This window comes from Streptomyces sp. NPDC058092, from assembly GCF_042884935.1.
GTDB lineage: Bacteria > Actinomycetota > Actinomycetes > Streptomycetales > Streptomycetaceae > Streptomyces.
Genome location: NZ_JBHVSY010000028.1, coordinates 1 through 21,332 on the forward strand (window position 1 = coordinate 1; position 21,332 = coordinate 21,332).

Annotated in this window: 16 protein-coding genes, 4 tRNA genes and 1 other RNA gene; 13 read left to right on the forward strand and 8 right to left on the reverse strand. The window is 70.5% G+C overall.

Annotation, left to right across the window (positions count from 1 at the left end; all coding sequences use genetic code 11):
- Positions 1–302: 302 nt before the first annotated feature.
- A tRNA-Ser gene (locus ACFVV1_RS33430) sits at positions 303–390 on the reverse strand.
- A 132-nt stretch (positions 391–522) separates the two neighbouring features.
- Here ACFVV1_RS33430 and ffs point away from each other — a divergent pair.
- The 6 genes from ffs (at position 523) to ACFVV1_RS33460 (ending at position 9,320) form a co-directional block, all read left to right on the forward strand.
- Positions 523–619, forward strand: an RNA gene (gene ffs, locus ACFVV1_RS33435) — signal recognition particle sRNA small type.
- Between the two features lie 72 nt (positions 620–691).
- Positions 692–2,872 carry a DNA polymerase III subunit gamma and tau gene (locus ACFVV1_RS33440; protein WP_389997199.1) on the forward strand — a complete coding sequence of 727 codons (2,181 nt, stop codon included), beginning with the start codon at positions 692–694 and terminating at the stop codon, positions 2,870–2,872.
- A 114-nt stretch (positions 2,873–2,986) separates the two neighbouring features.
- A complete protein-coding gene (gene purD, locus ACFVV1_RS33445) occupies positions 2,987–4,237 on the forward strand; it encodes a phosphoribosylamine--glycine ligase (protein WP_389997202.1) in 1,251 nt (416 codons plus the stop codon).
- Between the two features lie 284 nt (positions 4,238–4,521).
- Positions 4,522–6,348, forward strand: a complete 1,827-nt coding sequence (locus ACFVV1_RS33450; protein ID WP_389997205.1) for a hypothetical protein — start codon at positions 4,522–4,524, stop codon at positions 6,346–6,348.
- Between the two features lie 426 nt (positions 6,349–6,774).
- Entirely contained in the window at positions 6,775–8,238 is a 1,464-nt protein-coding gene (locus ACFVV1_RS33455) for a N,N-dimethylformamidase beta subunit family domain-containing protein (RefSeq protein ID WP_389997207.1), read from the forward strand.
- Between the two features lie 167 nt (positions 8,239–8,405).
- A complete protein-coding gene (locus tag ACFVV1_RS33460) occupies positions 8,406–9,320 on the forward strand; it encodes a phosphoribosylaminoimidazolesuccinocarboxamide synthase (RefSeq protein ID WP_389997210.1) in 915 nt (304 codons plus the stop codon).
- 58 nt (positions 9,321–9,378) lie between these two features.
- Here the strand turns inward: ACFVV1_RS33460 and ACFVV1_RS33465 are convergent.
- From ACFVV1_RS33465 to ACFVV1_RS33485, 5 genes are all read right to left on the reverse strand, one after another.
- A tRNA-Gly gene (locus tag ACFVV1_RS33465) sits at positions 9,379–9,451 on the reverse strand.
- A gap of 22 nt (positions 9,452–9,473) precedes the next feature.
- The gene (locus ACFVV1_RS33470; RefSeq protein WP_389997213.1) at positions 9,474–10,100 is read right to left on the reverse strand and encodes a LuxR C-terminal-related transcriptional regulator; all 627 of its coding nucleotides are present in this window, start codon (positions 10,098–10,100) and stop codon (positions 9,474–9,476) included.
- A 155-nt stretch (positions 10,101–10,255) separates the two neighbouring features.
- Positions 10,256–10,328, reverse strand: a tRNA-Gly gene (locus tag ACFVV1_RS33475).
- A gap of 99 nt (positions 10,329–10,427) precedes the next feature.
- Positions 10,428–10,499 (reverse strand) — tRNA-Gly (locus ACFVV1_RS33480).
- 186 nt (positions 10,500–10,685) lie between these two features.
- Positions 10,686–11,021: an Lsr2 family protein gene (locus tag ACFVV1_RS33485; RefSeq protein WP_389997215.1), complete on the reverse strand. Its 336-nt coding sequence runs from the start codon at positions 11,019–11,021 to the stop codon at positions 10,686–10,688.
- Positions 11,022–11,413: 392 nt separating this feature from the next.
- Here ACFVV1_RS33485 and purS point away from each other — a divergent pair, with 392 nt between their 5' ends.
- The 7 genes from purS (at position 11,414) to purM (ending at position 19,377) form a co-directional block, all read left to right on the forward strand.
- Positions 11,414–11,674, forward strand: a complete 261-nt coding sequence (purS, locus tag ACFVV1_RS33490) for a phosphoribosylformylglycinamidine synthase subunit PurS (protein ID WP_037695153.1) — start codon at positions 11,414–11,416, stop codon at positions 11,672–11,674.
- Complete coding sequence (gene purQ, locus ACFVV1_RS33495; RefSeq protein WP_389997218.1) at positions 11,671–12,351, forward strand: phosphoribosylformylglycinamidine synthase subunit PurQ; 681 nt, start codon at positions 11,671–11,673, stop codon at positions 12,349–12,351. Before purS ends, purQ begins: the two co-directional genes overlap by 4 nt.
- The gene (gene purL / locus ACFVV1_RS33500; protein WP_389997221.1) at positions 12,348–14,597 is read left to right on the forward strand and encodes a phosphoribosylformylglycinamidine synthase subunit PurL; all 2,250 of its coding nucleotides are present in this window, start codon (positions 12,348–12,350) and stop codon (positions 14,595–14,597) included. The genes purQ and purL overlap by 4 nt, the downstream gene beginning before the upstream one ends.
- 183 nt (positions 14,598–14,780) lie before the next feature.
- A complete protein-coding gene (locus tag ACFVV1_RS33505; protein WP_389997223.1) occupies positions 14,781–15,419 on the forward strand; it encodes a TetR/AcrR family transcriptional regulator in 639 nt (212 codons plus the stop codon).
- Positions 15,420–15,537: 118 nt separating this feature from the next.
- A complete protein-coding gene (locus tag ACFVV1_RS33510; protein WP_389997225.1) occupies positions 15,538–16,338 on the forward strand; it encodes a sterol carrier family protein in 801 nt (266 codons plus the stop codon).
- Positions 16,339–16,722: 384 nt separating this feature from the next.
- On the forward strand, positions 16,723–18,249 hold the full coding sequence (purF, locus tag ACFVV1_RS33515) for an amidophosphoribosyltransferase (RefSeq protein ID WP_389997227.1): 1,527 nt from the start codon (positions 16,723–16,725) through the stop codon (positions 18,247–18,249).
- 60 nt (positions 18,250–18,309) lie between these two features.
- Positions 18,310–19,377 (forward strand): phosphoribosylformylglycinamidine cyclo-ligase, encoded by a 1,068-nt coding sequence (purM, locus tag ACFVV1_RS33520; protein WP_389997229.1) that lies wholly within the window; start codon positions 18,310–18,312, stop codon positions 19,375–19,377.
- A 248-nt stretch (positions 19,378–19,625) separates the two neighbouring features.
- Here purM and ACFVV1_RS33525 read toward each other — a convergent pair whose 3' ends face one another.
- Complete coding sequence (locus ACFVV1_RS33525; RefSeq protein WP_389997231.1) at positions 19,626–19,883, reverse strand: DUF3073 domain-containing protein; 258 nt, start codon at positions 19,881–19,883, stop codon at positions 19,626–19,628.
- Positions 19,884–20,199: 316 nt separating this feature from the next.
- Complete coding sequence (locus ACFVV1_RS33530) at positions 20,200–21,297, reverse strand: Leu/Phe/Val dehydrogenase (RefSeq protein ID WP_389997233.1); 1,098 nt, start codon at positions 21,295–21,297, stop codon at positions 20,200–20,202.
- Positions 21,298–21,332 lie beyond the last annotated feature (35 nt).

Genomic DNA, 21,332 nt, shown 5'->3' on the forward strand with positions numbered 1-21,332 from the left:
CCGGCAAAGACCGTCCCACCCCCATTCCAGCCCGCTACACTCTCCACGCCCAAGCCGTTGACCAGCGCTAATGGAGAAGTCCGGCTGGAGTACTAGTCCGGGAGTCTATGAGGGCGGCGGCTTCGGCGAGGACTGGTCGGTGGCGTGCTCACGGGCCAAGGCGCCGACGCAGGCAAACGACCGGGTTGGGTCCTTCGGGACAGCGGCAGGAGGAGCAAGTGAGACCAGAACTGAGACCACGAACGTCGAAGGGCCCCACCGCGAACGGTGGGGCCCTTCGACGTATTGCCCGGTGAGAGCAATGGCGGAGGATACGAGATTCGAACTCGTGAGGGGTTGCCCCCAACACGCTTTCCAAGCGTGCGCCCTAGGCCACTAGGCGAATCCTCCGCGGCAAACAATACAAGACGTTGAGGAGTGCTCGCGAACCCGTTCCCGTCGGGCATCCGCTCGGGCTCGTCCGGGGTGGTTCGGGAGGGTGGGGGAGTGGACCGGCAGGGGTGGGGATCGGTTAAGGTGGGCGTCAGCCCCTCACGTGGCGCTATCTGACTGAACTCCCCCAGGGCCGGAAGGCAGCAAGGGTAGGTCGGCTCTGGCGGGTGCGTGGGGGGCCCTTGTGTTTCCTGGGTGCGGGGCGGCGCTCCGTCCGGTCCGGGGCCGGTTGTCGGTCCGCCCGGATAACCTCGTATGTGTGTCGTCCCTTGCGCTGTACCGCCGCTATCGCCCCGAGTCGTTCGCCGAGGTCATTGGGCAGGAGCATGTCACTGACCCGCTGCAGCAGGCCCTGCGGAACAACCGGGTCAATCACGCGTACCTGTTCAGCGGTCCGCGCGGCTGCGGCAAGACGACCAGCGCGCGCATCCTGGCCCGCTGTCTGAACTGCGAGCAGGGGCCGACGCCCACGCCGTGCGGGGAGTGCCAGTCCTGCCGGGACCTCGCGCGCAACGGTCCGGGATCGATCGATGTGATCGAGATCGACGCCGCATCGCACGGTGGCGTGGACGACGCCCGTGATCTGCGGGAGAAGGCGTTCTTCGGGCCCGCGTCGAGTCGTTACAAGATCTACATCATCGACGAGGCGCACATGGTCACACCGGCGGGGTTCAACGCCCTGCTGAAGGTGGTCGAGGAGCCGCCGGAGCACCTCAAGTTCATCTTCGCGACCACCGAGCCCGAGAAGGTCATCGGCACGATCCGGTCGCGTACGCACCACTACCCGTTCCGCCTGGTTCCGCCGGGCACGCTGCGCGACTACCTCGCAGAGGTCTGTGCCAAGGAGAACAGCCCCGTCGAGGACGGCGTGCTGCCGCTCGTCGTGCGGGCCGGGGCCGGGTCCGTGCGTGACGCGATGTCGGTGATGGACCAGCTGCTGGCCAGTGCGGGCGACGACGGTGTGACATACGCCATGGCGACCTCGCTGCTCGGTTATACGGACGGCTCGCTGCTCGACTCCATCGTGGACGCCTTCGCGGCGGGCGACGGGGCCGCGGCGTTCGAGGTCGTGGACCGCGTGATCGAGGGCGGCAACGACCCGCGCCGCTTCGTCGCCGACCTCCTGGAGCGGCTGCGTGACCTGGTGATCCTCGCCGCCGTACCGGATGCCGGGGAGAAGGGCCTGATCGACGCACCCGCCGATGTCGTCGAGCGGATGCAGGCCCAGGCGTCCGTCTTCGGTGCCGCCGAGCTGAGCCGCGCCGCCGACCTGGTCAACGAGGGGCTGACGGAGATGCGCGGGGCGACCTCGCCGCGCCTCCAGGTCGAACTGATCTGCGCCCGGGTGCTGCTGCCCGCGGCCTTCGACGACGAGCGCTCACTGCAGGCCCGGCTCGACCGGCTGGAGCGCGGCGCGTCCTTCGCGACCACGGGACCGGGGCCCGCCATGGGGTACGCACCGGGGCCGGAGGCCCTGGCCCATGCCCCCGTCGCACCGGCCGTGCAGCCCGGCGCCGGATCCACTGCCGCGCGCGCGGCAGTACGGGGGGAGGCGCCCGCCCCCGCGGCACCGCCGGCACCCGCCGCACCCCCGGCACCCGCGCAGCCCGTGCCGCCTGCCGCACCCGCCGCTCCGCAGCCGCCCGCCGAGGCCCCGGCCCCGGCTTCCGCGGGCGGGCAGCGTCCCGGTGCCTGGCCCACCGCCGCCGCGCCGGATTCCGGCCGCCGCCCCGGTGGCTGGCCGACCGCTTCCGCCCCCGGCCAGTCGCCGGTCCCGCAGGCCGCGCAGGCCCCCGCCCCGGCCCAGGCCCCGCCCGCGGCACCGGGGCCCGCCGTCGCGGCTTCGGGGCCCGGAACGACGCAAGGCGCCGGCCAGGTACGGAACATGTGGCCGGACATTCTGGAGGCCGTGAAGAACCGCCGCCGGTTCACCTGGATCCTGCTCAGCCAGAATGCCCAGGTCACCGGCTTCGACGGCGCCACCCTCCAGATCGGCTTCCTGAACGCGGGCGCGCGCGACAATTTCACCAGCAGCGGCAGCGAGGACGTGCTGAAGCAGGCCCTCGCCGAGCGGTTCAACGCCCAGTGGAAGATCGAGGCGATCGTCGATCCGTCGGGCGGCGCGGGCACACCCCCGCAGACCGGTGGCGGCCGCCCCTCCGCTGCCGCCCCTGCGCCGCCGCAGCGTCCGGCCCCCGCGCCCCAGCAGAATTACGAACCCCGGCCCGCCCCCGCCCCGCACCAGCAGCCGGGCGCCGCACCCGCCGCCGCGCCCGTACCGCAGTCGTACTCCGCGCCCGAGCCCCCGCGATCGGTCGCTCCCGAGGACGACACCCCGGAGGCCGACGACCCGGACCTCGTCGACTCGGCGCTCTCCGGGCACGACCTCATCGTCCGCGAGCTGGGCGCCACGGTCGTGGAGGAGTTCACCAACGAGTAGCAACGAATGGCGGGGTGCGTTCCGGGCTGCCCGGGCCGCCCGGCCGTGCCCGGAAGTGTCCACGGAGCGGCCGTCCGTCAAGGCCGCCGCGCCCCGGCGGCTAGGCTGCACCCCGTGAAGGTCCTCGTCATCGGCGGCGGCGCCCGCGAACACGCCCTGTGCCGCTCTCTCTCCCTCGACCCCGACGTCACCGCTCTGTACTGCGCTCCCGGCAACGCCGGTATCGCGGAGGTGGCCGAACTGCGCCCGGTCGACGCACTCGACGGCGACGCCGTCGCGCGCCTCGCCACCGACCTGGGCGCCGAACTGGTGGTCGTCGGCCCGGAGGCGCCGCTCGTCGCCGGGGTCGCCGACGCCGTGCGTGCCGCGGGCATCCCCTGCTTCGGCCCCTCCGGTGAGGCGGCCCAGCTGGAGGGCTCCAAGGCGTTCGCCAAGGACGTGATGGCCGGGGCCGGCGTCCCGACCGCCCGCAGCTACGTGTGCACCACCCCCGCCGAGATCGACACCGCTCTCGATGCCTTCGGCGCCCCGTACGTCGTCAAGGACGACGGTCTCGCCGCGGGCAAGGGAGTCGTCGTCACCGACGACGTCGAGGCGGCCCGCGCCCACGCGCTGGCCTGCGACCGCGTGGTCATCGAGGAGTTCCTCGACGGCCCCGAGGTCAGCCTCTTCGCGATCACGGACGGCACCACCGTGCTGCCGCTCCAGCCCGCGCAGGACTTCAAGCGTGCCCTGGACGACGACGAGGGCCCCAACACGGGTGGCATGGGCGCGTACTCCCCGCTCCCGTGGGCCGACCCCAAGCTGGTCGACGAGGTCATGCAGTCGGTGCTCCAGCCGACCGTCGACGAGCTCCGCCGCCGCGGCAACCCGTTCTCCGGGCTGCTGTACGCGGGCCTCGCGATCACGTCGCGCGGCGTCCGGGTGATCGAGTTCAACGCCCGTTTCGGTGACCCCGAGACCCAGGTGGTCCTGGCCCGCCTGAAGACCCCGCTGGCCGGTGTCCTGCTGGGCTCCGCCAACGGTTCCCTCGACGAGCTGCCCCCGCTCGCGTGGCGCGACGAGGCCGCCGTCACCGTGGTCATCGCCTCGCACAACTACCCGGGTACGCCGCGGACGGGCGACCCGATCGACGGGCTCGACGACGTGGCGGCGCAGGATGCCCCGCATGCGTACGTCCTGCACGCCGGGACCGGGCGGGACGGCGACACGATCGTCAGTGCGGGCGGCCGGGTGCTGTCCGTGACCGCGACCGGCGAGGACCTCGCCGCCGCCCGCGAGCGGGCCTACACAGCGGTGTCCCGGATCCGGCTCGACGGCTCGCAGTTCCGTACGGACATTGCCCGGAAGGCCGCAGAAGCCTGAGACCGGACGATCCGGGCACGGCCGCAGAAGCCTGAGCCGGACGACCACGCCCACGCCTGCTGACGCGCCGCTGCCCCAAGGAGAGCGGCGCGTCAGCACCTTTGCCCAAAGCCATTCCATCGAGTGACGGCTGAGCCATCCGGATGACGCCCGCCGAGGCCCCAACTAGGGTGCGGCGCAAGCATTCCGGCACTTGGCCCACTGGCATTGCGATGTCAGTGACGGGTGCCACAGTGGGGGAGTGAACAACACCGCCGCGGGGGCAGAGGGGGTGACGTCCGGCCGTGTCCGGTACCGGTACAAGTGAGGAGCTGGGTGCGCAGAGTGCGCGCGCCCGAGCTCTCGCTCTGCTGCGCATCCGCAGCAGAGCAACAGCCGTGGCCATCCTGCCCGCGGCGGCCGCCGTCGTGCTGCACGTCGCCGTCGCCCAGGGCCTTGCCGTCGGCAGCGGCTGGGACACGGCGCGCTGGGCCGTGACGGCCTGCGCGGTCGTCGTGCTCCTGCTCGCCACGGCGGTCGCGCTCGCGGTCGTACGGGCGAGGCCGGCGGTCAGCCCGACCGTTCCGCTCGCCGAGGAAGCCGCCCCCGATCTCTACCGCCTGGTCAGGGACCTCGCCGACCGGCTCGGGGTCCCCGCGCCCTCGGCGATAGCCCTCACGCCCGACTGCGACAGCTGGCTGGAGGACCGTACGCACCCCGCAGCGCAGCCCGCGGCCGGCCCCGGAGCGGATCGCGGGGCGGATCCAGGGGCACGTCCGGCGGGCCGGAGCCGTCGTCGGCTCCAAGCGGCCCCGGTGCTGGTCATCGGTTCGCCGTTCCTGTGGTGGATGCGGGTCGCGGAGCTACGGGCGGTGCTCGCCCCGGTCGTCGCGGGCACGGGCCCCTCCGCGCATCCCGACATAGCCGCGGCGCGCCGTTTCGTACGAGGACTGGACGGAGCGGTTGCCGACGCCACCGTGCCCGTTCCCGGGCCGCTGTCCGGGGTGCGCGGGGTGCCGCGCGTCTTCGTCGGCTGGATCGCCCGGCTGCTGCTGCGCAGCTGTCGCGGTCATGCCGCGGAGATGGAGCGGGGTGTCGCCGCCGCCGCGTCGGTTCGGGCACAGGCTGTGGATTACGGTCTGCGAATCGTCGCCCAGGAGCAGGTCGGCCTCGCCTACGCGGGCTGGGACCGGCTGCTCACCCGGGTCGCGCTGCCCGCCTGGCAGATGGGCCGCTGGCCGTCCCGGCTGGACGCGGGCGTCGTATCCGCACTCACCGAGCTCTCCCGGCGCGACCGGCTCGCCGACGGATTCACCTCGCGCCTCGGCGAGCGTCCCGCCTGTGACCTCCTGGAGGAGCCGGGCGCGGCCGACGAGGCGGCGTCGCTGCTGGCGGCCCGGCTCTTCCACGGCGGCCCGGCGGAGTCCGGTCCCGACTGGTCGCCCGTCGACTGGCAGCAGTATCCGGAAGAGGTGGTCGACCGGAAGTGGCGCACCGAGGCCGCACGCCTGCACCGAGTCCTCGACTCGATGGATACGGCGCCCGCACCGGCCGCCGACAGTCACGGCCCCGGCCCCGATTCCCACCGTCCCGCATTCCCCACGGACATCGGCGCCACCGGCATCAACGCCGGAGTGCCCACGCTGGCGCGTGTCGTCGAGCATCTGGCAGGCCGGAGCGGGAGCGGCGAGGAGCTCGCGGCCGGGATCGGCGCCGCGATGGCCCGCGAGGAGGCCGCGACCGGGCGGCTCCCGGCGGGCGGCACATCGGGCCCGGCCGGCGGCACATCGGGCCCGGCGGGCGTCCCCGGCGGTGCTCACGCGGGCGGGGACGCCCTGGACATCTGGGGCCCCGACCCCCTTCCGCTCTTCCCCCTCCAGCCGCCCCGTACGGGTACGGAGCTGGTAGCCGACCACGTCGCGGCGATGGTCTGCTGCGCCGCTGTCGACACGGCGGGTGCCGCGCCCGGACTCGACTGGCTCGACGGTCCCGCGCTGCTGGTCGACGGCGAGCGCCGGGCGGATCTGGGCGTCTCCGTCCTCAGCCTGGTCGAGGACGGCGACGCGGGACCGCTGCGTTCCTGGCTCGCGTCGGTCGGCGTACGCACCGACAAACCCGTCCGTCTGGTCTGAACCACGGACCTCGCCAACAGGCTCGACAGCGGAGCCGGACTCCTCAACGGACTCGACGGCGGAACCGGACTCGACGACAGAACCAGAAGCGACGACAGAACCGGACACCACAGCAGAGCCGGACACCACAGCAGAGCCGGGCCACAGCGGCCCCACCCCCCCTCAGAGGCAACGCCGCCGGGGCCGCCGCACCCTCAATACCCGGAAAGGCAGGTTCCGTTCACGTCTTTTCGCGACGAACGGTGACGGAGTGCGTGCGTTATGTGATGTGCTGGGGATCGACGCTGACAGTCGGCGCATCACTGTTGGCGCACCGATGGCGCACGGCCGGAGGCGGTCACCGGTGACCTCGCCGTCGGCCGTCACCGATGACGATCAGCCGGTGGCTCACTGTTGTTGTCCGGGGGACCGGGGGAGGGAAGCGATATGGGGGCGGAGCAGATTCGTCGATGGGAGTCGGGTGCCCTCGCGCATGCCGTCTCCGATCCCTTCGGCCAGGGCCCCCTCCCCTGGCTGCGCGGCAGTGAGAACTACTTCGACGACACCGGACATGTCGTCCCCTGGTACGCGGACCCCACGCTGGCCCGCGGCTCGACCGACGGCGGTACGCGTACGGCCGACGACGTGCACCGCCAGATCAAGGGCTTCATCTCCACGGGCGCCGCCGCCCCCGGCGAGGCGATCGACTTCCACGTCACGGTGGACCCGCCCCAGCAGTTCTCCGTGGACATCTACCGCATCGGTCACTACGGGGGCGACGGCGCAGCCCAGATCACCACGAGCCCCCGGCTCTCCGGCATCGTCCAGCCGGCCCCGCTCACCGCCGACCGCACGGTCTCCTGCCACCACTGGTGGCAGTCCTGGCGGCTGCAGATCCCCTCGTACTGGTCGATCGGCGCGTACGTCGCGGTGCTCACCACGGTCGACGGACACCGCTCCCACATCCCGTTCACCGTCCGCGACGCGCACCCGGCCGATCTGCTGCTGGTCCTGCCGGACATCACCTGGCAGGCGTACAACCTCTACCCGGAGGACGGCCGCACCGGCGCCAGCCTCTACCACGCCTGGGACGAGCAGGGCCGCCTCCTGGGCGAGGAGGACGCCGCGGTCACCGTCTCCTTCGACCGCCCGTACGCGGGCGCCGGCCTGCCGCTCCACGTCGGTCATGCCTACGACTTCATCCGCTGGGCCGAGCGCTACGGCTACGACATCGCGTACGCCGACACCCGCGATCTGCACGCGGGCCGGATCGACCCGTGCCGCTACCGGGGCCTCGTCTTCCCCGGCCACGACGAGTACTGGTCGGTGCCCATGCGCCGTACCGCCGAACTCGCCCGCGACAGCGGCACCTCGCTCGTCTTCCTCTCCGCCAACACCATGTACTGGCAGGTCAGCCTCTCCCCGTCGCCGTCCGGCGTCCCGGACCGGCTGCTCACCTGCCGCAAGCGACGCGGCCCGGGAAAGCCCGCGCTCTGGCGCGAGATCGACCGCCCCGAGCAGCAGCTCCTCGGCATCCAGTACGCGGGCCGGGTCCCCGATCCGCACCCACTGGTCGTACGGAACGCCGAGCACTGGCTGTGGGACGCGACGGACGCCGGCGAGGGCGACGAGATCGACGGCCTGGTCGCGGGCGAGGCCGACCGCTACTTCCCGCGCACCGCACTCCCCGAGCACGAGAACCGCATCCTGCTCGCCCACTCCCCGTACCTCGACAGCGAAGGAGTCAAGCGCCACCAGGAGACGTCCCTGTACCGGGCCCCGTCCGGCGCCCTCGTCTTCGCCTCCGGGACCTTCGCCTGGTCTCCGGCCCTGGACCGCCCCGGCCATGTGGATCCCCGCATCCAGCGCGCCACCGCCAACCTCCTCGACCGCATCTGCAAGCGCGACTGAAACGCCTCCGCGGCCCGCGCCCGGTACATCACCGTGGCCCGTGCCCTGCACATCTCCGAGGCCACGGCACGTACCGCACCCGGCGCCACGGACGCCCCGCTCCACCCCACCGCACCCCGATACGGGAGAATCGGAACGACTCCTGGATCAACCTACGCGGAGGCAGCGTGTCCGGATTTGTAGAAAAGCCCGAGCCAGTGCAGGTCCCGGGGCTCACCCACCTCCACACCGGCAAGGTGCGCGACCTGTACCGGAACGAGGCCGGCGACCTCGTCATGGTCGCCAGCGACCGCATGTCCGCGTACGACTGGGTCCTGCCCACCGAGATCCCGGACAAGGGCCGGGTGCTCACCCGGCTCTCGCTGTGGTGGTTCGACCAGCTCAGCGATCTCGTACCGAACCACGTCCTGTCCACGGAGCTCCCCGCCGGAGCCCCCGCGGACTGGGCCGGCCGCACCCTGATCTGCACGTCGCTGCGGATGGTCCCGGTCGAGTGCGTCGCCCGCGGCTACCTCACCGGCTCCGGCCTCGCCGAGTACAACGAGTCCCGCACCGTCTGCGGTCTCGCGCTGCCCGAGGGCCTCGTCGACGGCTCCGAACTCCCGGCGCCGATCTTCACCCCCGCCACCAAGGCGGCCGTCGGAGACCACGACGAGAACGTGAGCTACGAGGAAGTGGCCCGCCAGGTCGGCGAGGAGACCGCCGACCGGCTGCGCCGCACCACGCTGGACGTGTACAGCAGGGCCCGTGACATCGCGCGCGAGCGCGGGATCATCCTCGCCGACACGAAGTTCGAGTTCGGTTTCGCCCCCACGGCCGACGGCGGCGAGGAGCTGATCATCGCGGACGAGGTGCTGACCCCGGACTCCTCGCGCTTCTGGCCCGCCGCCACCTGGGAGCCGGGCAGGGCCCAGCCCAGTTACGACAAGCAGTTCGTGCGCGACTGGCTGACCTCACCGGCCTCCGGCTGGGACCGCCGGAGCGAGCAGCCGCCCCCGGCGCTGCCCCAGGAGATCGTGGACGCGACCCGGGCGAAGTACCTGGAGGCGTACGAACACCTCACCGGCACGCCCTGGCAGTGAGCGGCTCGGAAAACGAAGAAGCCCCCGGCCGAAAGGCCGGGGGCTTCTTGCTGAACCGAGCGGACGACCAGGTTCGAACTGGCGACCTCAACCTTGGCAAGGTTGCGCTCTACCAACTGAGCTACGTCCGCAAGCGCCGAAGCGCGAGCACCACTATACCCATCCGCGCTCGCGTGCGAGACGCACCGCCGCGTGCCGGTTCTCCGCCCCGAGCTTCGAGGCGGCCGCCGAGAGGTAGTTCCGTACGGTTCCCTGCGACAGCGACGCCCGCTCCGCGATCTCCGCGACCGGCGCCCCGTCGGCCGCCGGCTCCAGCACCTCGGCCTCGCGCGCGGTCAGCGGCGAGTCCCCGGCGGAGATCGCGTCGGCCGCCAACTCCGGATCCACGTAACGGTTTCCGGCATGCACGGTACGGATGATCCCGGCCAGCTGCCGGGCGCTGACGGTCTTCGGTACGAAGGCCCGCACGCCCGCCGCCCGTGCCCGTTTCAGATGGCCCGGCCGGCCGTGACTCGTCACGGTCATCGTCCGGCAGCCGGGCAGTTCGGCCCGCAGAGATGTGGCGACACTCACACCGTCGGCGAGTTCACCGCGCGCCACCGAGAAGGAGACACCGGCCACGGCCTCGAAGCCACCGGCATAGCGCCGCCGCACCCCGCTCGCCTCGATCACGGAATCGGCCACGGAGTGGGTGGTCACGGAATCGGTGGTCATGGAGCCGGCTGTGATGTCCGCCACGGCGCCGCCCGCACGGTCGCTGGGAATGTCGTCGCTCGTCATGCCTACAGATTTCCGTCGGATCGTGGCCGCGAGCAGTGCGAGCTGTCACCACTGCTCATGACAAACGTCATGGGCATGCGGCAGAGTCGCGAACCAGGGAATACGACGAAGGCCCTGGTCGATATCGACCAGGGCCTTCGAACAATCCGATCAAGAGCGGACGACGAGATTCGAACTCGCGACCCTCACCTTGGCAAGGTGATGCTCTACCAACTGAGCCACGTCCGCATTGCTGCCGCTCATTGTACTCCCCGTAAGGGGATCCATCGAGCGGTGCGAGCACTACTCTACCCGATTCACCGGAGTGGTCGATTAAGAGCGATGCAGAGCGGGTGACAGGAATTGCACACTGCGCCTTCCCCCTGGAAGGGGGATGTTCTGCTACTGAACTACACCCGCACGCTGCGTGAGGTTCGGCTGTGCGGCCTTGCCCCTCGGCGTGCTCCAGACTTTAGCCGACCTGCGGGGGTGTAGCGCAAGTCGGTGGCCGCGCGGTGTCGTCGGGGGGTGCGCGGGAGCGCCCGAAGACCGTTCCGGCGCCCGGTCATGGCGACCTGTCCGGGCGGCCTGTCCGGGGCCGGGGTCTCAACTGGCCTCGCTGAACGCCTCGTAGACCTTCTTGGGGATCCGGCCGCGGGCCGGCACCTCCATCCCGTGGGAGCGGGCCCAGGCGCGCACGGCCGCCGGGGCGGGTGCGAGCGCGGTGTGCCGGTACGAGGTGGGAGTCCTGCCGTGCTTACTGGCATTTGTCTGCTTTCGGCCCGCCGTGATGTACGGCGCCAGAATCTTGCGCAGTTTCTTTGCGTTGGACTGACTGAGGTCGATCTCGTACGACTTCCCGTCCAGGGAGAAGGTGACCGTTTCCGTCGCTGCTCCCCCGTCGATGTCGTCGAAGAGGGTGACCACTACGCGCTGAGCCACGGATATCGGTCCTTTCCTACGGCATCGGCACGTCTGGCATGCGCTGATGCCGGCCTTCCGGCTGTCGGGCGGATGTGGGCGGATGTGAGTCGACCGGCGTCGACAGATTAGGGGCAATTCTGCATTCCCCGGTAATCATTTGTACAGCGGTGGGTGCCGCATTGTGAAGCCCATCCAATTAACTCCGCGTGTCAGCCTTCTATGTGTGCCATCGGTGAGGATTTTTTTTGCAGGACTTTCCCCATGTGTTGTCGCGCCGATATCCGGGTGTGAACGACGGTTGGCCATATCTACCCGCGTAGAAATTCTGGCCAGGTAGGCTGAGGGGACCTGCGGGGGTCTGGGGAGCCCCCCGGAGAAACAGCCGCACCACACCACCACCGGGAGTGCCAGTGGCACGCGTCGTAGTCGACGTCATGCTCAAGCCCGAGATCCTCGACCCGCAGGGACAGGCGGTGCAGCGTGCACTGCCCCGTCTCGGCTTCGAGGGAATCGCGGACGTACGTCAGGGAAAGCGTTTCGAGCTGGAGGTCGAGGGGCCGGTCGACGACGCCGCCCTCGGTCGTATTCACGAGATGGCCGAGACTTTCCTCGCCAACACCGTCATCGAGGACTTCACCGTGAAGGTGGAGAAGGCCGAGGAGTCGAAGTGACTGCTCGTATCGGAGTCGTCACTTTTCCCGGCACGCTCGACGACAGGGACAGCCTGAGGGCCGTACGGGTCGCGGGCGCCGAACCCGTGTCGCTGTGGCACCGCGACAAGGACCTGCACCAGGTCGACGCGGTCATCCTGGCGGGCGGATTCTCCTACGGCGACTATCTGCGGGCCGGAGCCATCTCCCGCTTCTCGCCGGTCATGGAGACGATCATCGAGAACGCGCGGGCGGGGATGCCGGTCCTCGGCATCTGCAACGGCTTCCAGATCCTGACCGAGGCGCATCTGCTGCCCGGCGCGATGCTGCGGAACAACCACCTGCACTTCATCTGCCGCGACCAGAGGCTGCGCGTCGAGAACGCGGAGACGGCCTGGACGGCGGACTACTCCGCGGGCCAGGAGATCTCCGTACCGCTCAAGAACATGGACGGGCGTTACGTCGCCGACGAGCGCGTGCTCGACGAGCTGGAGGCGGAGGGCCGGGTCGCCTTCCGCTACCTGGACAGGAACCCCAACGGCTCGCTGCGCGACATCGCCGGCATCACCAACGCCGCGGGCAACGTCGTCGGTCTGATGCCGCACCCGGAGCACGCCGTCGAGCCGCTGATCGGCACCGGCCGCACCGACGGTCTCGGTTTCTTCACCTCGATCATCAAGAAGCTGGTCAACGCATGAGCCTGGATACGGTCAAGCACGCGGCCGAGACCCCGGACGTCGAGCAGCCCTGGAAGGAGCTCGGCCTCAAGGAGGACGAGTACGCCCGGATCCGCGAGATCCTGGGCCGCCGTCCCACCGGCGCCGAGCTCGCCATGTACTCCGTGATGTGGTCCGAGCACTGCTCGTACAAGAGCAGCAAGGTCCACCTCAAGCAGTTCGGCGAGAAGGTCCCCGTCAACGACGCGATGCTCGTCGGCATCGGCGAGAACGCCGGTGTGGTCGACGTCGGTCAGGGTTACGCGGTCACCTTCAAGGTCGAGTCGCACAACCACCCCTCGTACATCGAGCCCTACCAGGGCGCGGCCACCGGCGTCGGCGGCATCGTCCGCGACATCCTCGCCATGGGCGCCCGTCCGGTCGCGGTCGTCGACCCGCTGCGCTTCGGTGCGGCCGACCACCCCGACACCAAGCGGGTCCTCCCGGGTGTCGTCGCGGGCATCGGCGGGTACGGCAACTGCCTCGGTCTGCCCAACATCGGCGGCGAGGTCGTCTTCGACGCCTGCTACCAGGGCAACCCGCTCGTCAACGCCGGCTGCATCGGCGTGATGAAGCACGAGGACATCCACCTGGCGCAGGCCTCCGGGCCCGGCAACAAGGTGATCCTGTACGGCGCCCGCACCGGCGGCGACGGCATCGGCGGCGTCTCGGTGCTGGCCTCGGAGACCTTCGAGTCGACCGGCCCGGCCAAGCGCCCGGCCGTCCAGGTCGGCGACCCGTTCCAGGAGAAGCTCCTCATCGAGTGCACCCTGGAGATCTTCGGCGAGAAGCTCGTCGCGGGCATCCAGGACCTCGGCGGCGCGGGTCTCTCCTGCGCCACCTCCGAGCTGGCCTCCGCAGGTTCCGGCGGTATGCGCGTCGAGCTGGACACCGTGCCGCTGCGCGACTCCTCCCTCTCGCCCGAGGAAATCCTCATGAGCGAGTCTCAGGAGCGCATGTGCGCGATCGTCGAGCCGCAGCACGTGGACCGCTTCATGGAGATCTGCGAGAAGTGGGACGTCATCGCCACCGTCATCGGTGAGGTGACCGAGGGCTCCCAGCTGGAGATCTTCTGGCACGGCGAGCAGATCGTGGACGTACCGCCGCGGTCCGTCGCCCACGAGGGCCCGACGTACCACCGTCCGTTCGCCCGCCCGTCCTGGCAGGACGCGCTGCAGGCCGACGACGCGGGCAAGCTGGCCCGCCCGGCGAACGGTGCCGAGCTGCGCGAGCAGGTCCTCCAGCTGGTCGCCTCGCCGAACCAGGCGTCGAAGTCCTGGATCACGGACCAGTACGACCGGTTCGTGCAGGGCAACACGGTGCTCGCGATGCCCGAGGACGCCGGCATGGTCCGGATCGACGAGAAGTCGAACCTGGGCGTGGCCATGGCGACCGACGGCAACGGCCGGTACGCCAAGCTCGACCCGTACACCGGTGCGCAGCTGGCGCTGGCGGAGTCGTACCGCAATGTCGCCGCCTCCGGCGCCAAGCCGCTCGCGATCTCGGACTGCCTCAACTTCGGTTCGCCCGAGGACCCGGACGTCATGTGGCAGTTCGCCGAGGCCACCCGTGGTCTCGCGGACGGCTGTCTGGAGCTGGGCACCCCGGTCACCGGCGGCAATGTGTCGCTGTACAACCAGACCGGTGAGACGGCGATCCACCCGACGCCGGTCGTGGCCGTGCTCGGTGTGATCGACGATGTCACCCGGCGTACGCCGGTCGCCTTCGCGGAGGAGGGCCAGCTCCTCTACCTGCTGGGCGACACGCGTGAGGAGTTCGGCGGCTCGGCCTGGTCCGAGGTGATCCACGGCCATCTGGGCGGCATGCCGCCCAAGGTCGACCTGGGCCGCGAGAAGCTGCTCGGCGAGATCCTGATCTCGGCCTCCCGCGACGGCATGATCGACGCGGCGCACGACCTCTCCGACGGCGGTCTGATCCAGGCGGTCACCGAGTCCTGCCTGCGCGGCGGGAAGGGTGCCCGGCTGGTCGTGCCGGACGGTCTGGACGCGTTCACGTTCCTCTTCTCCGAGTCGGCGGGGCGCGCGGTCGTCTCCGTTCCGCGCAGCGAGGAGCTCCGCTTCAACGACATGTGCGGGGCGCGGGGTCTGCCCGTCACCCGCATCGGTGTCGTGGACGGCGAGGAGATCGAGATCCAGGGCGAATTCAGCATTCCGCTGAGCGAGCTGCGCACGGCGCACGAGGAGACCATTCCGGCTCTGCTCGCCTGACGCACCGCCGCTGTGGAGGACGGCCCCGCCCGGTTCATGTTCCCGGGCGGGGCCGTCCTGCGCCTTCGGCGGTACGGGAGATACGCGGGCGGTACGGGGGCGCGGCCCGGGCCACCAACACAGGGAAATGTATTGGGTCAAGAATTGATCTGGGATCAATCTTCATCCTGGTACAGTGAGGCCATGACTGAGGGGATGAGTCTGCGCGAGCGCAAGAAGCTCCAGACGCGACACCGTCTGCTGACCGTCGCCACGGAGCTCTTCGCCGAGCGCGGCTTCGACAAGGTCTCGGTCGCCGAGATCGCCGAAGCGGCCGAGGTGTCGAAGATGACCGTCTTCAACTACTTCGCGAGCAAGGAAGACCTCGTCCTCGCTCCCATGGAGGAGCACGTCGGCGATGTCGCGCGGGTGGTCCGGGACCGGGCACCCGGTGAGTCCGCGGTGGCCGCGGTGCGGCGCCAGTTCCTGGCCGCCGTCGAGGCCCGTGACCCCTCGGCCGGAATGAGCGACGCGCCGGTGGTGCTCGGGCTGCGCCGGCTGATCCAGGAGACCCCGGCGCTGCTCATCCGGGCCCACGCCTTCTCGATGCGCTCCTTCGACCTGCTCGCCGACGTCCTGGTGAAGGAGGGGGAGGAGCCGTCCATCGCCCGGATCGCGGCCGCCCAGCTGATCGCCACCCGCAACTCCCTCATCGGCGCGAACCAACTGCGCCTGCTGGCGGGGGAGCCTGCGGACGCGGTCGCGCCGGATGCCGTCGCGCTCGCCGAGCGCGGCTTCGAGCTGCTGGACAAGGGACTCGGCGACTTCGCCACCCGGCGCTGATCCGCCGACGGGCCGCGCCGGGCTCCGGGGCCGGGCTCAGGGCGTGTCCGTCCGGGCCCCGGCCGGCCACAGGTCCGGTACGGCCTGATCCGCCGGACACCCCTTAGGCTCCTGGACCATGCCGCCGTCCCAGAAACGAGCCCGCCGCTACGACCCGGTCAGGACCCGCGCCGCGGTCCTGGCGCAGTTCGCCCATGTCCGGGAGGCCGTCCGCGCACTGACGCCCGAACAGCTCGCGCTGCCGACCCTGCTCGGCGACTGGACCGTGCGCGAATTGGCCGTACACCTGACCGTGGGGCTCTCGCACGTCACCCGGAGCCTGGAGCTGCCCGAACCTGCCGCGCCGAAGCCCGGGCTGACGCTCCTCGCGTGGCCGTTCTCGACCGCGGACCGGGCCGAGCGCATCGCCGACGGCACCAGGGCGCTCGCCGCCGACCGGCCGGATCTGGACGCGCTGTACGGGGAGGTCGCCGCGCGGTTCGAGGAGCTGGTGCCCGGCGACCCCGGTGACCGGCTGCTGCCGACCCCGGCCGGCACGATGCGGCTGGCCGACTTCCTGGTCACCCGTACCGTCGAACTCGTCGTGCACACCGACGATCTGAACGAGGCGGCCGGCCTCGGCATCCCGTACGACCGGCAGGCCCTCGCCGCCTGCACCCGGCTGCTCGCCGACGCCCTCGCCGAGAAGGCACCGGGCGGCTCGGTCGAGGTGCGCGTACCGCCGTTCGCCGTCGTCCAGTGCGTCCAGGGTCCCAAGCACACCCGGGGTACGCCGCCCAATGTCGTCGAGACCGATCCGCTGACCTGGATCCGGCTCGCCACCGGGCGTACGGAGTGGGCGTCGGCGCTCGACGCGGCGAAGGTCGGCGCCAGCGGCGAGCGCGCCGATCTCGCCACGCTGCTGCCCCTGATGAGCTGAGCACGGTCGGACCGTCCGCGGCCCTCCGAGAAGCCGCATACCGGGCTCCCCGGTGTGAGGCTCACCACGAAACGGACGTTCGGCCGGACTCCGCGCCGGGGCGCCGATCGGTTCACCGAGCGCCACCGCCGGGCCCCGGCGACCGCCGCGGCCCGAGTGGCCGGAACCAATCGGTAACCGGCCGCTGGTCCGGGCGCCGACCGCCCTGTGGCCGTTCCGTACCCCGTGCTGTACCCCGTCCTATACCTCCCCGCATCCCGGACGCGATCACTCCCGGTGACCGTCCGGAACGGCCCCCGAACCACCCCCGGGAGCGCTTCCCCGGTGCTCGGGCCCGGTATCCAGAATTCGGACCAGTGGTCGATCTCGCCTACACTCGGTGGCGTGCCCCGTGGTGATGGACGACTCAACCACGACCTGCTCCCCGGAGAGAAAGGCCCCCAGGACGCTTGCGGCGTCTTCGGTGTCTGGGCTCCGGGTGAAGAGGTCGCCAAGCTCACCTATTTCGGACTGTATGCCCTGCAGCACCGTGGACAGGAGTCCGCGGGTATCGCAGTGAGCAACGGGTCCCAGATCCTGGTCTTCAAGGACATGGGACTGGTCTCGCAGGTCTTCGACGAAACGTCTCTGGGATCTCTCCAGGGCCATATCGCGGTCGGTCATGCCCGCTACTCCACCACCGGTGCCTCGGTGTGGGAGAACGCGCAGCCGACGTTCCGTGCGACCGCGCACGGCTCGATCGCCCTGGGCCACAACGGCAACCTGGTCAATACGGCCCAGCTCGCCGAGATGGTCGCCGAACTGCCCCGCCAGGACGGCCGCGCCACCCAGGTCGCCGCGACGAACGACACCGATCTGGTGACCGCGCTGCTCGCCGGCCAGACCGATGACGACGGCAAGCCGCTCACCGTCGAGGAGGCCGCCGCCAAGGTGCTTCCCGATGTGAAGGGCGCCTTCTCGCTGGTCTTCATGGACGAGCACACCCTCTACGCCGCCCGTGACCCGCAGGGCATCCGCCCGCTGGTCCTCGGCCGGCTGGAGCGTGGCTGGGTGGTGGCCTCCGAGTCCGCCGCCCTCGACATCTGCGGTGCCAGCTTCGTCCGCGAGATCGAGCCGGGCGAGCTCGTCGCCATCGACGAGAACGGCCTGCGCACCTCGCGCTTCGCGGAAGCGAAGCCCAAGGGCTGTGTCTTCGAGTACGTCTATCTGGCCCGTCCCGACACCGACATCGCCGGGCGCAATGTCTACCTCTCCCGGGTGGAGATGGGCCGCAAGCTGGCCGCCGAGGCCCCCGCCGAGGCCGATCTGGTCATAGCGACACCGGAATCCGGCACCCCCGCCGCCATCGGTTACGCGGAGGCCAGTGGCATCCCGTTCGGCGCCGGACTGGTGAAGAACGCCTACGTCGGCCGGACCTTCATCCAGCCGTCCCAGACCATCCGCCAGCTCGGCATCCGCCTCAAGCTGAACCCGCTCAAGGAAGTCATCAAGGGCAAGCGCCTGGTGGTCGTCGACGACTCGATCGTCCGCGGCAACACCCAGCGCGCACTGGTCCGGATGCTCCGCGAGGCCGGGGCCGCCGAGATCCACATCCGGATCTCGTCCCCGCCGGTGAAGTGGCCCTGCTTCTTCGGCATCGACTTCGCGACCCGCGCCGAGCTGATCGCCAACGGCATGTCGGTCGACGAGATCTGCACGTCGATGGGTGCCGACTCGCTCGCGTACATCTCGCTCGACGCGATGATCGAGGCGACGACGATCGCCAAGCCGAACCTGTGCCGCGCCTGCTTCGACGGTGAGTACCCGATGGAGCTGCCGGACCCGGAGCTGCTCGGCAAGCAGCTGCTGGAGACCGAGCTGGCGGCAGGCCCCGCAGCGACCGCGGCGGCCGACGCACTGCGTCGTCCGTGACGGCCCAGCCGTACATCCCTGGCCACCAGCCCCGTATTTCCACACGAAAGATCCCAGGCAATGTCTGAGACAACAGGTGCTTCCTACGCGGCAGCGGGCGTCGACATCGAGGCCGGCGACCGTGCTGTCGAGCTGATGAAGGAGTGGGTGAAGAAGACGCGGCGGCCCGAGGTCCTCGGTGGCCTGGGCGGTTTCGCCGGACTCTTCGACGCCTCGGCCCTCAAGCGTTACGAGCGTCCGCTGCTCGCCTCCGCCACCGACGGCGTCGGCACGAAGGTCGACCTCGCCCGGAAGATGGGCGTGTACGACACGATCGGCCACGACCTCGTCGGCATGGTCGTCGACGACCTGGTCGTCTGCGGGGCCGAGCCGCTCTTCATGACCGACTACATCTGCGTCGGCAAGGTGCACCCCGAGCGTGTCGCGGCCATCGTGAAGGGCATCGCCGAAGGCTGTGTCCTCGCGGGCTGCGCCCTGGTCGGCGGCGAGACCGCCGAGCACCCGGGCCTTCTCGGCCCGGACGACTTCGATGTCGCGGGCGCCGGTACGGGCGTGGTCGAGGCCGACCACCTGCTCGGCCCGGAACGTATCCGTAAGGGTGACGCGGTGATCGCCATGGCGTCGTCCGGTCTTCACTCCAACGGGTACTCGCTCGTCCGGCACGTGGTCTTCGACCGGGCCGGCTGGGCGCTGGACCGTGAGATCGAGGAATTCGGCCGGACGCTCGGCGAGGAGCTCCTGGAGCCCACCAAGATCTACTCGCTGGACTGCCTGGCCCTGACCCGTACGACCGAGGTGCACGGCTTCAGCCATGTCACCGGCGGCGGCCTGGCCAACAACCTGGCCCGGGTCATCCCGGACGGGCTGCACGCCCGGGTCGACCGTTCCACCTGGACGCCCGGCGCGGTCTTCGACCTGGTCGGCAAGGCCGGTCAGGTCGAGCAGCTGGAGCTGGAGAAGACGCTCAACATGGGCGTCGGCATGATCGCGATCGTTCCGGCCGAGTCCGTGGACGTGGCCTTGACGACGCTGGCCGACCGCGGGGTCGACTCCTGGGTCGCGGGCGAGATCACGGAGCGCGGGGCACACACCTCGGGCGCGGAGCTGGTGGGCGGGTACGCGCGATAGGCACGGGGCCACCGGGGACGCCCGGTGGCCGTTCCGTACTCTCCGTACCCGAGAGACGTCCTCATGTCCTCAATCGCCGGACGGCCCGGGTTCTGTCGCTCGGCATGCGACGGGACACCGGCCCGTGGCCGGACCGGACCGGAGCAGCACGGGCCTGCCGGATCGCAGCAGCACAGAGGAACCGGATCGGGGTAGCACAGAACCCGGTCCGGGACGGGCCCGGACCGGGTTGATGTGTCAGCGCGAGGTCAAACGCCGCGGCGCTTGGACGACGGACCGGACTTTTCGTCCTCGTCCTCGTCCTCGTCGTCGTTGTACAGATCCGCGTACTGTGCGTACGGGTCATCTTCCTCGTCGTCGTCCTCGAACGGCTCTGCGTTCGGTGGCTGACTCGAAGGCGATGCGCCCAGCTCATTGGCCAGACGCGACAGGTCAGTCCCGCCGCTGCTGTATTTCAGCTGGCGGGCGACCTTGGTCTGCTTGGCCTTTGCCCGGCCGCGCCCCATGGCTCGACCCCCTCGGTGACGGGGCTCGACGGCCCCAGAGTCTTGACACGCGTTCATGTTTCAGGACGGACTCTCAATAGAGAGACCGTGCCCGTAGGGCTTTAACGGTACCTGCTTCCGCGGCCATACGGTACGCCGCCCGCATCACGCACCCCGGAAGAGGACCGGCGAGAAGCCCCGTCCTCGCTGGTCAACTGCGATTTTAACCTCTTCTCGGCATGCGACCCGCCGACCGACGTGAGTCTTGTCTCGCCGGTCGGCGGGCGGGCGGGCCGCCGACCGGCGAGGACGCCGAGTGAGGCCCCGCGACTGTCGGTTACGGCATGGTGCGGCGCGCTTCGGCCATGCGCTGCTCGGCGATCCGGTCGGCTGCGGCAGCCGGCGGAATGCCATCTGCCTTCGCACGTGCGAATATGGCCAGCGTGGTGTCGAAGATCTTCGACGCCTTGGCCTTGCACCGGTCGAAGTCGAAGCCGTGCAGCTCGTCGGCGACCTGGATGACACCGCCCGCGTTCACCACGTAGTCGGGTGCGTACAGGATCGACCGGTCGGCGAGGTCCTTCTCGACGCCGGGGTGCGCGAGCTGGTTGTTGGCCGCGCCGCACACCACCTTGGCGGTGAGTGCCGGAACGGAGTCGTCGTTCAGTGCGCCGCCGAGCGCGCACGGGGCGTAGATGTCGAGGCCCTCGGTGCGGATCAGCGCGTCGGTGTCCGCGGCGACGGCGACCTCGGGGTGCAGCCCGGTGACGCGGCGCACGGACTCGTCCCGCACATCTGTGATCACGACCTCGGCACCGTCCGAGAGCAGATGCTCGACCAGGTGGTGACCGACCTTGCCGACTCCGGCGACCCCCACTTTTCGGCCACGCAGCGTCGGGTCGCCCCAGAGGTGCTGGGCGGAGGCGCGCATGCCCTGGAAGACGCCGAACGCGGTGAGGACCGAGGAGTCGCCGGCGCCGCCGCTCTCGGGGGAGCGGCCGGTGGTCCAGCGGCACTCGCGGGCGACGACGTCCATGTCGGCGACATAGGTGCCGACGTCGCAGGCCGTGACATAGCGGCCGCCGAGCGAGGCCACGCACCGGCCGTAGGCCAGCAGCAGTTCCGTCCGTCGGGCGCCCTCGATCTGCGCCGAGTCGCCGATGATCACGGCTTTGCCGCCGCCGTGGTCGAGACCGGCCATGGCGTTCTTGTACGACATACCGCGCGACAGGTTCAGCGCATCCGCGACGGCCTCCTCCTCGGAGGCGTACGGGTAGAAGCGGGTACCGCCGAGGGCCGGGCCCAGAGCGGTGGAGTGGATGGCGATGACGGCCTTGAGTCCGCTGGCACGGTCCTGGCAGAGCACGACTTGCTCGTGGCCCCCCTGATCCGAGTGGAACAGGGTGTGCAGGACGCCGTCGGTCACATCGGTCACTGTGGTGACTCCCAAGTACGAAGCGGCGGAGGACC

Coding starts and splice junctions, on each gene's coding strand:
- ACFVV1_RS33455 (WP_389997207.1), top strand. CDS start 6,775: ATGGGGGCGGAGCAGATTCGTCGATGGGAGTCGGGTGCCCTCGCGCAT.
- ACFVV1_RS33470 (WP_389997213.1), bottom strand. CDS start 10,100: ATGACGAGCGACGACATTCCCAGCGACCGTGCGGGCGGCGCCGTGGCG.
- purL (WP_389997221.1), top strand. CDS start 12,348: ATGAGCCTGGATACGGTCAAGCACGCGGCCGAGACCCCGGACGTCGAG.
- ACFVV1_RS33505 (WP_389997223.1), top strand. CDS start 14,781: ATGACTGAGGGGATGAGTCTGCGCGAGCGCAAGAAGCTCCAGACGCGA.
- ACFVV1_RS33510 (WP_389997225.1), top strand. CDS start 15,538: ATGCCGCCGTCCCAGAAACGAGCCCGCCGCTACGACCCGGTCAGGACC.
- purM (WP_389997229.1), top strand. CDS start 18,310: ATGTCTGAGACAACAGGTGCTTCCTACGCGGCAGCGGGCGTCGACATC.
- ACFVV1_RS33525 (WP_389997231.1), bottom strand. CDS start 19,883: ATGGGGCGCGGCCGGGCAAAGGCCAAGCAGACCAAGGTCGCCCGCCAG.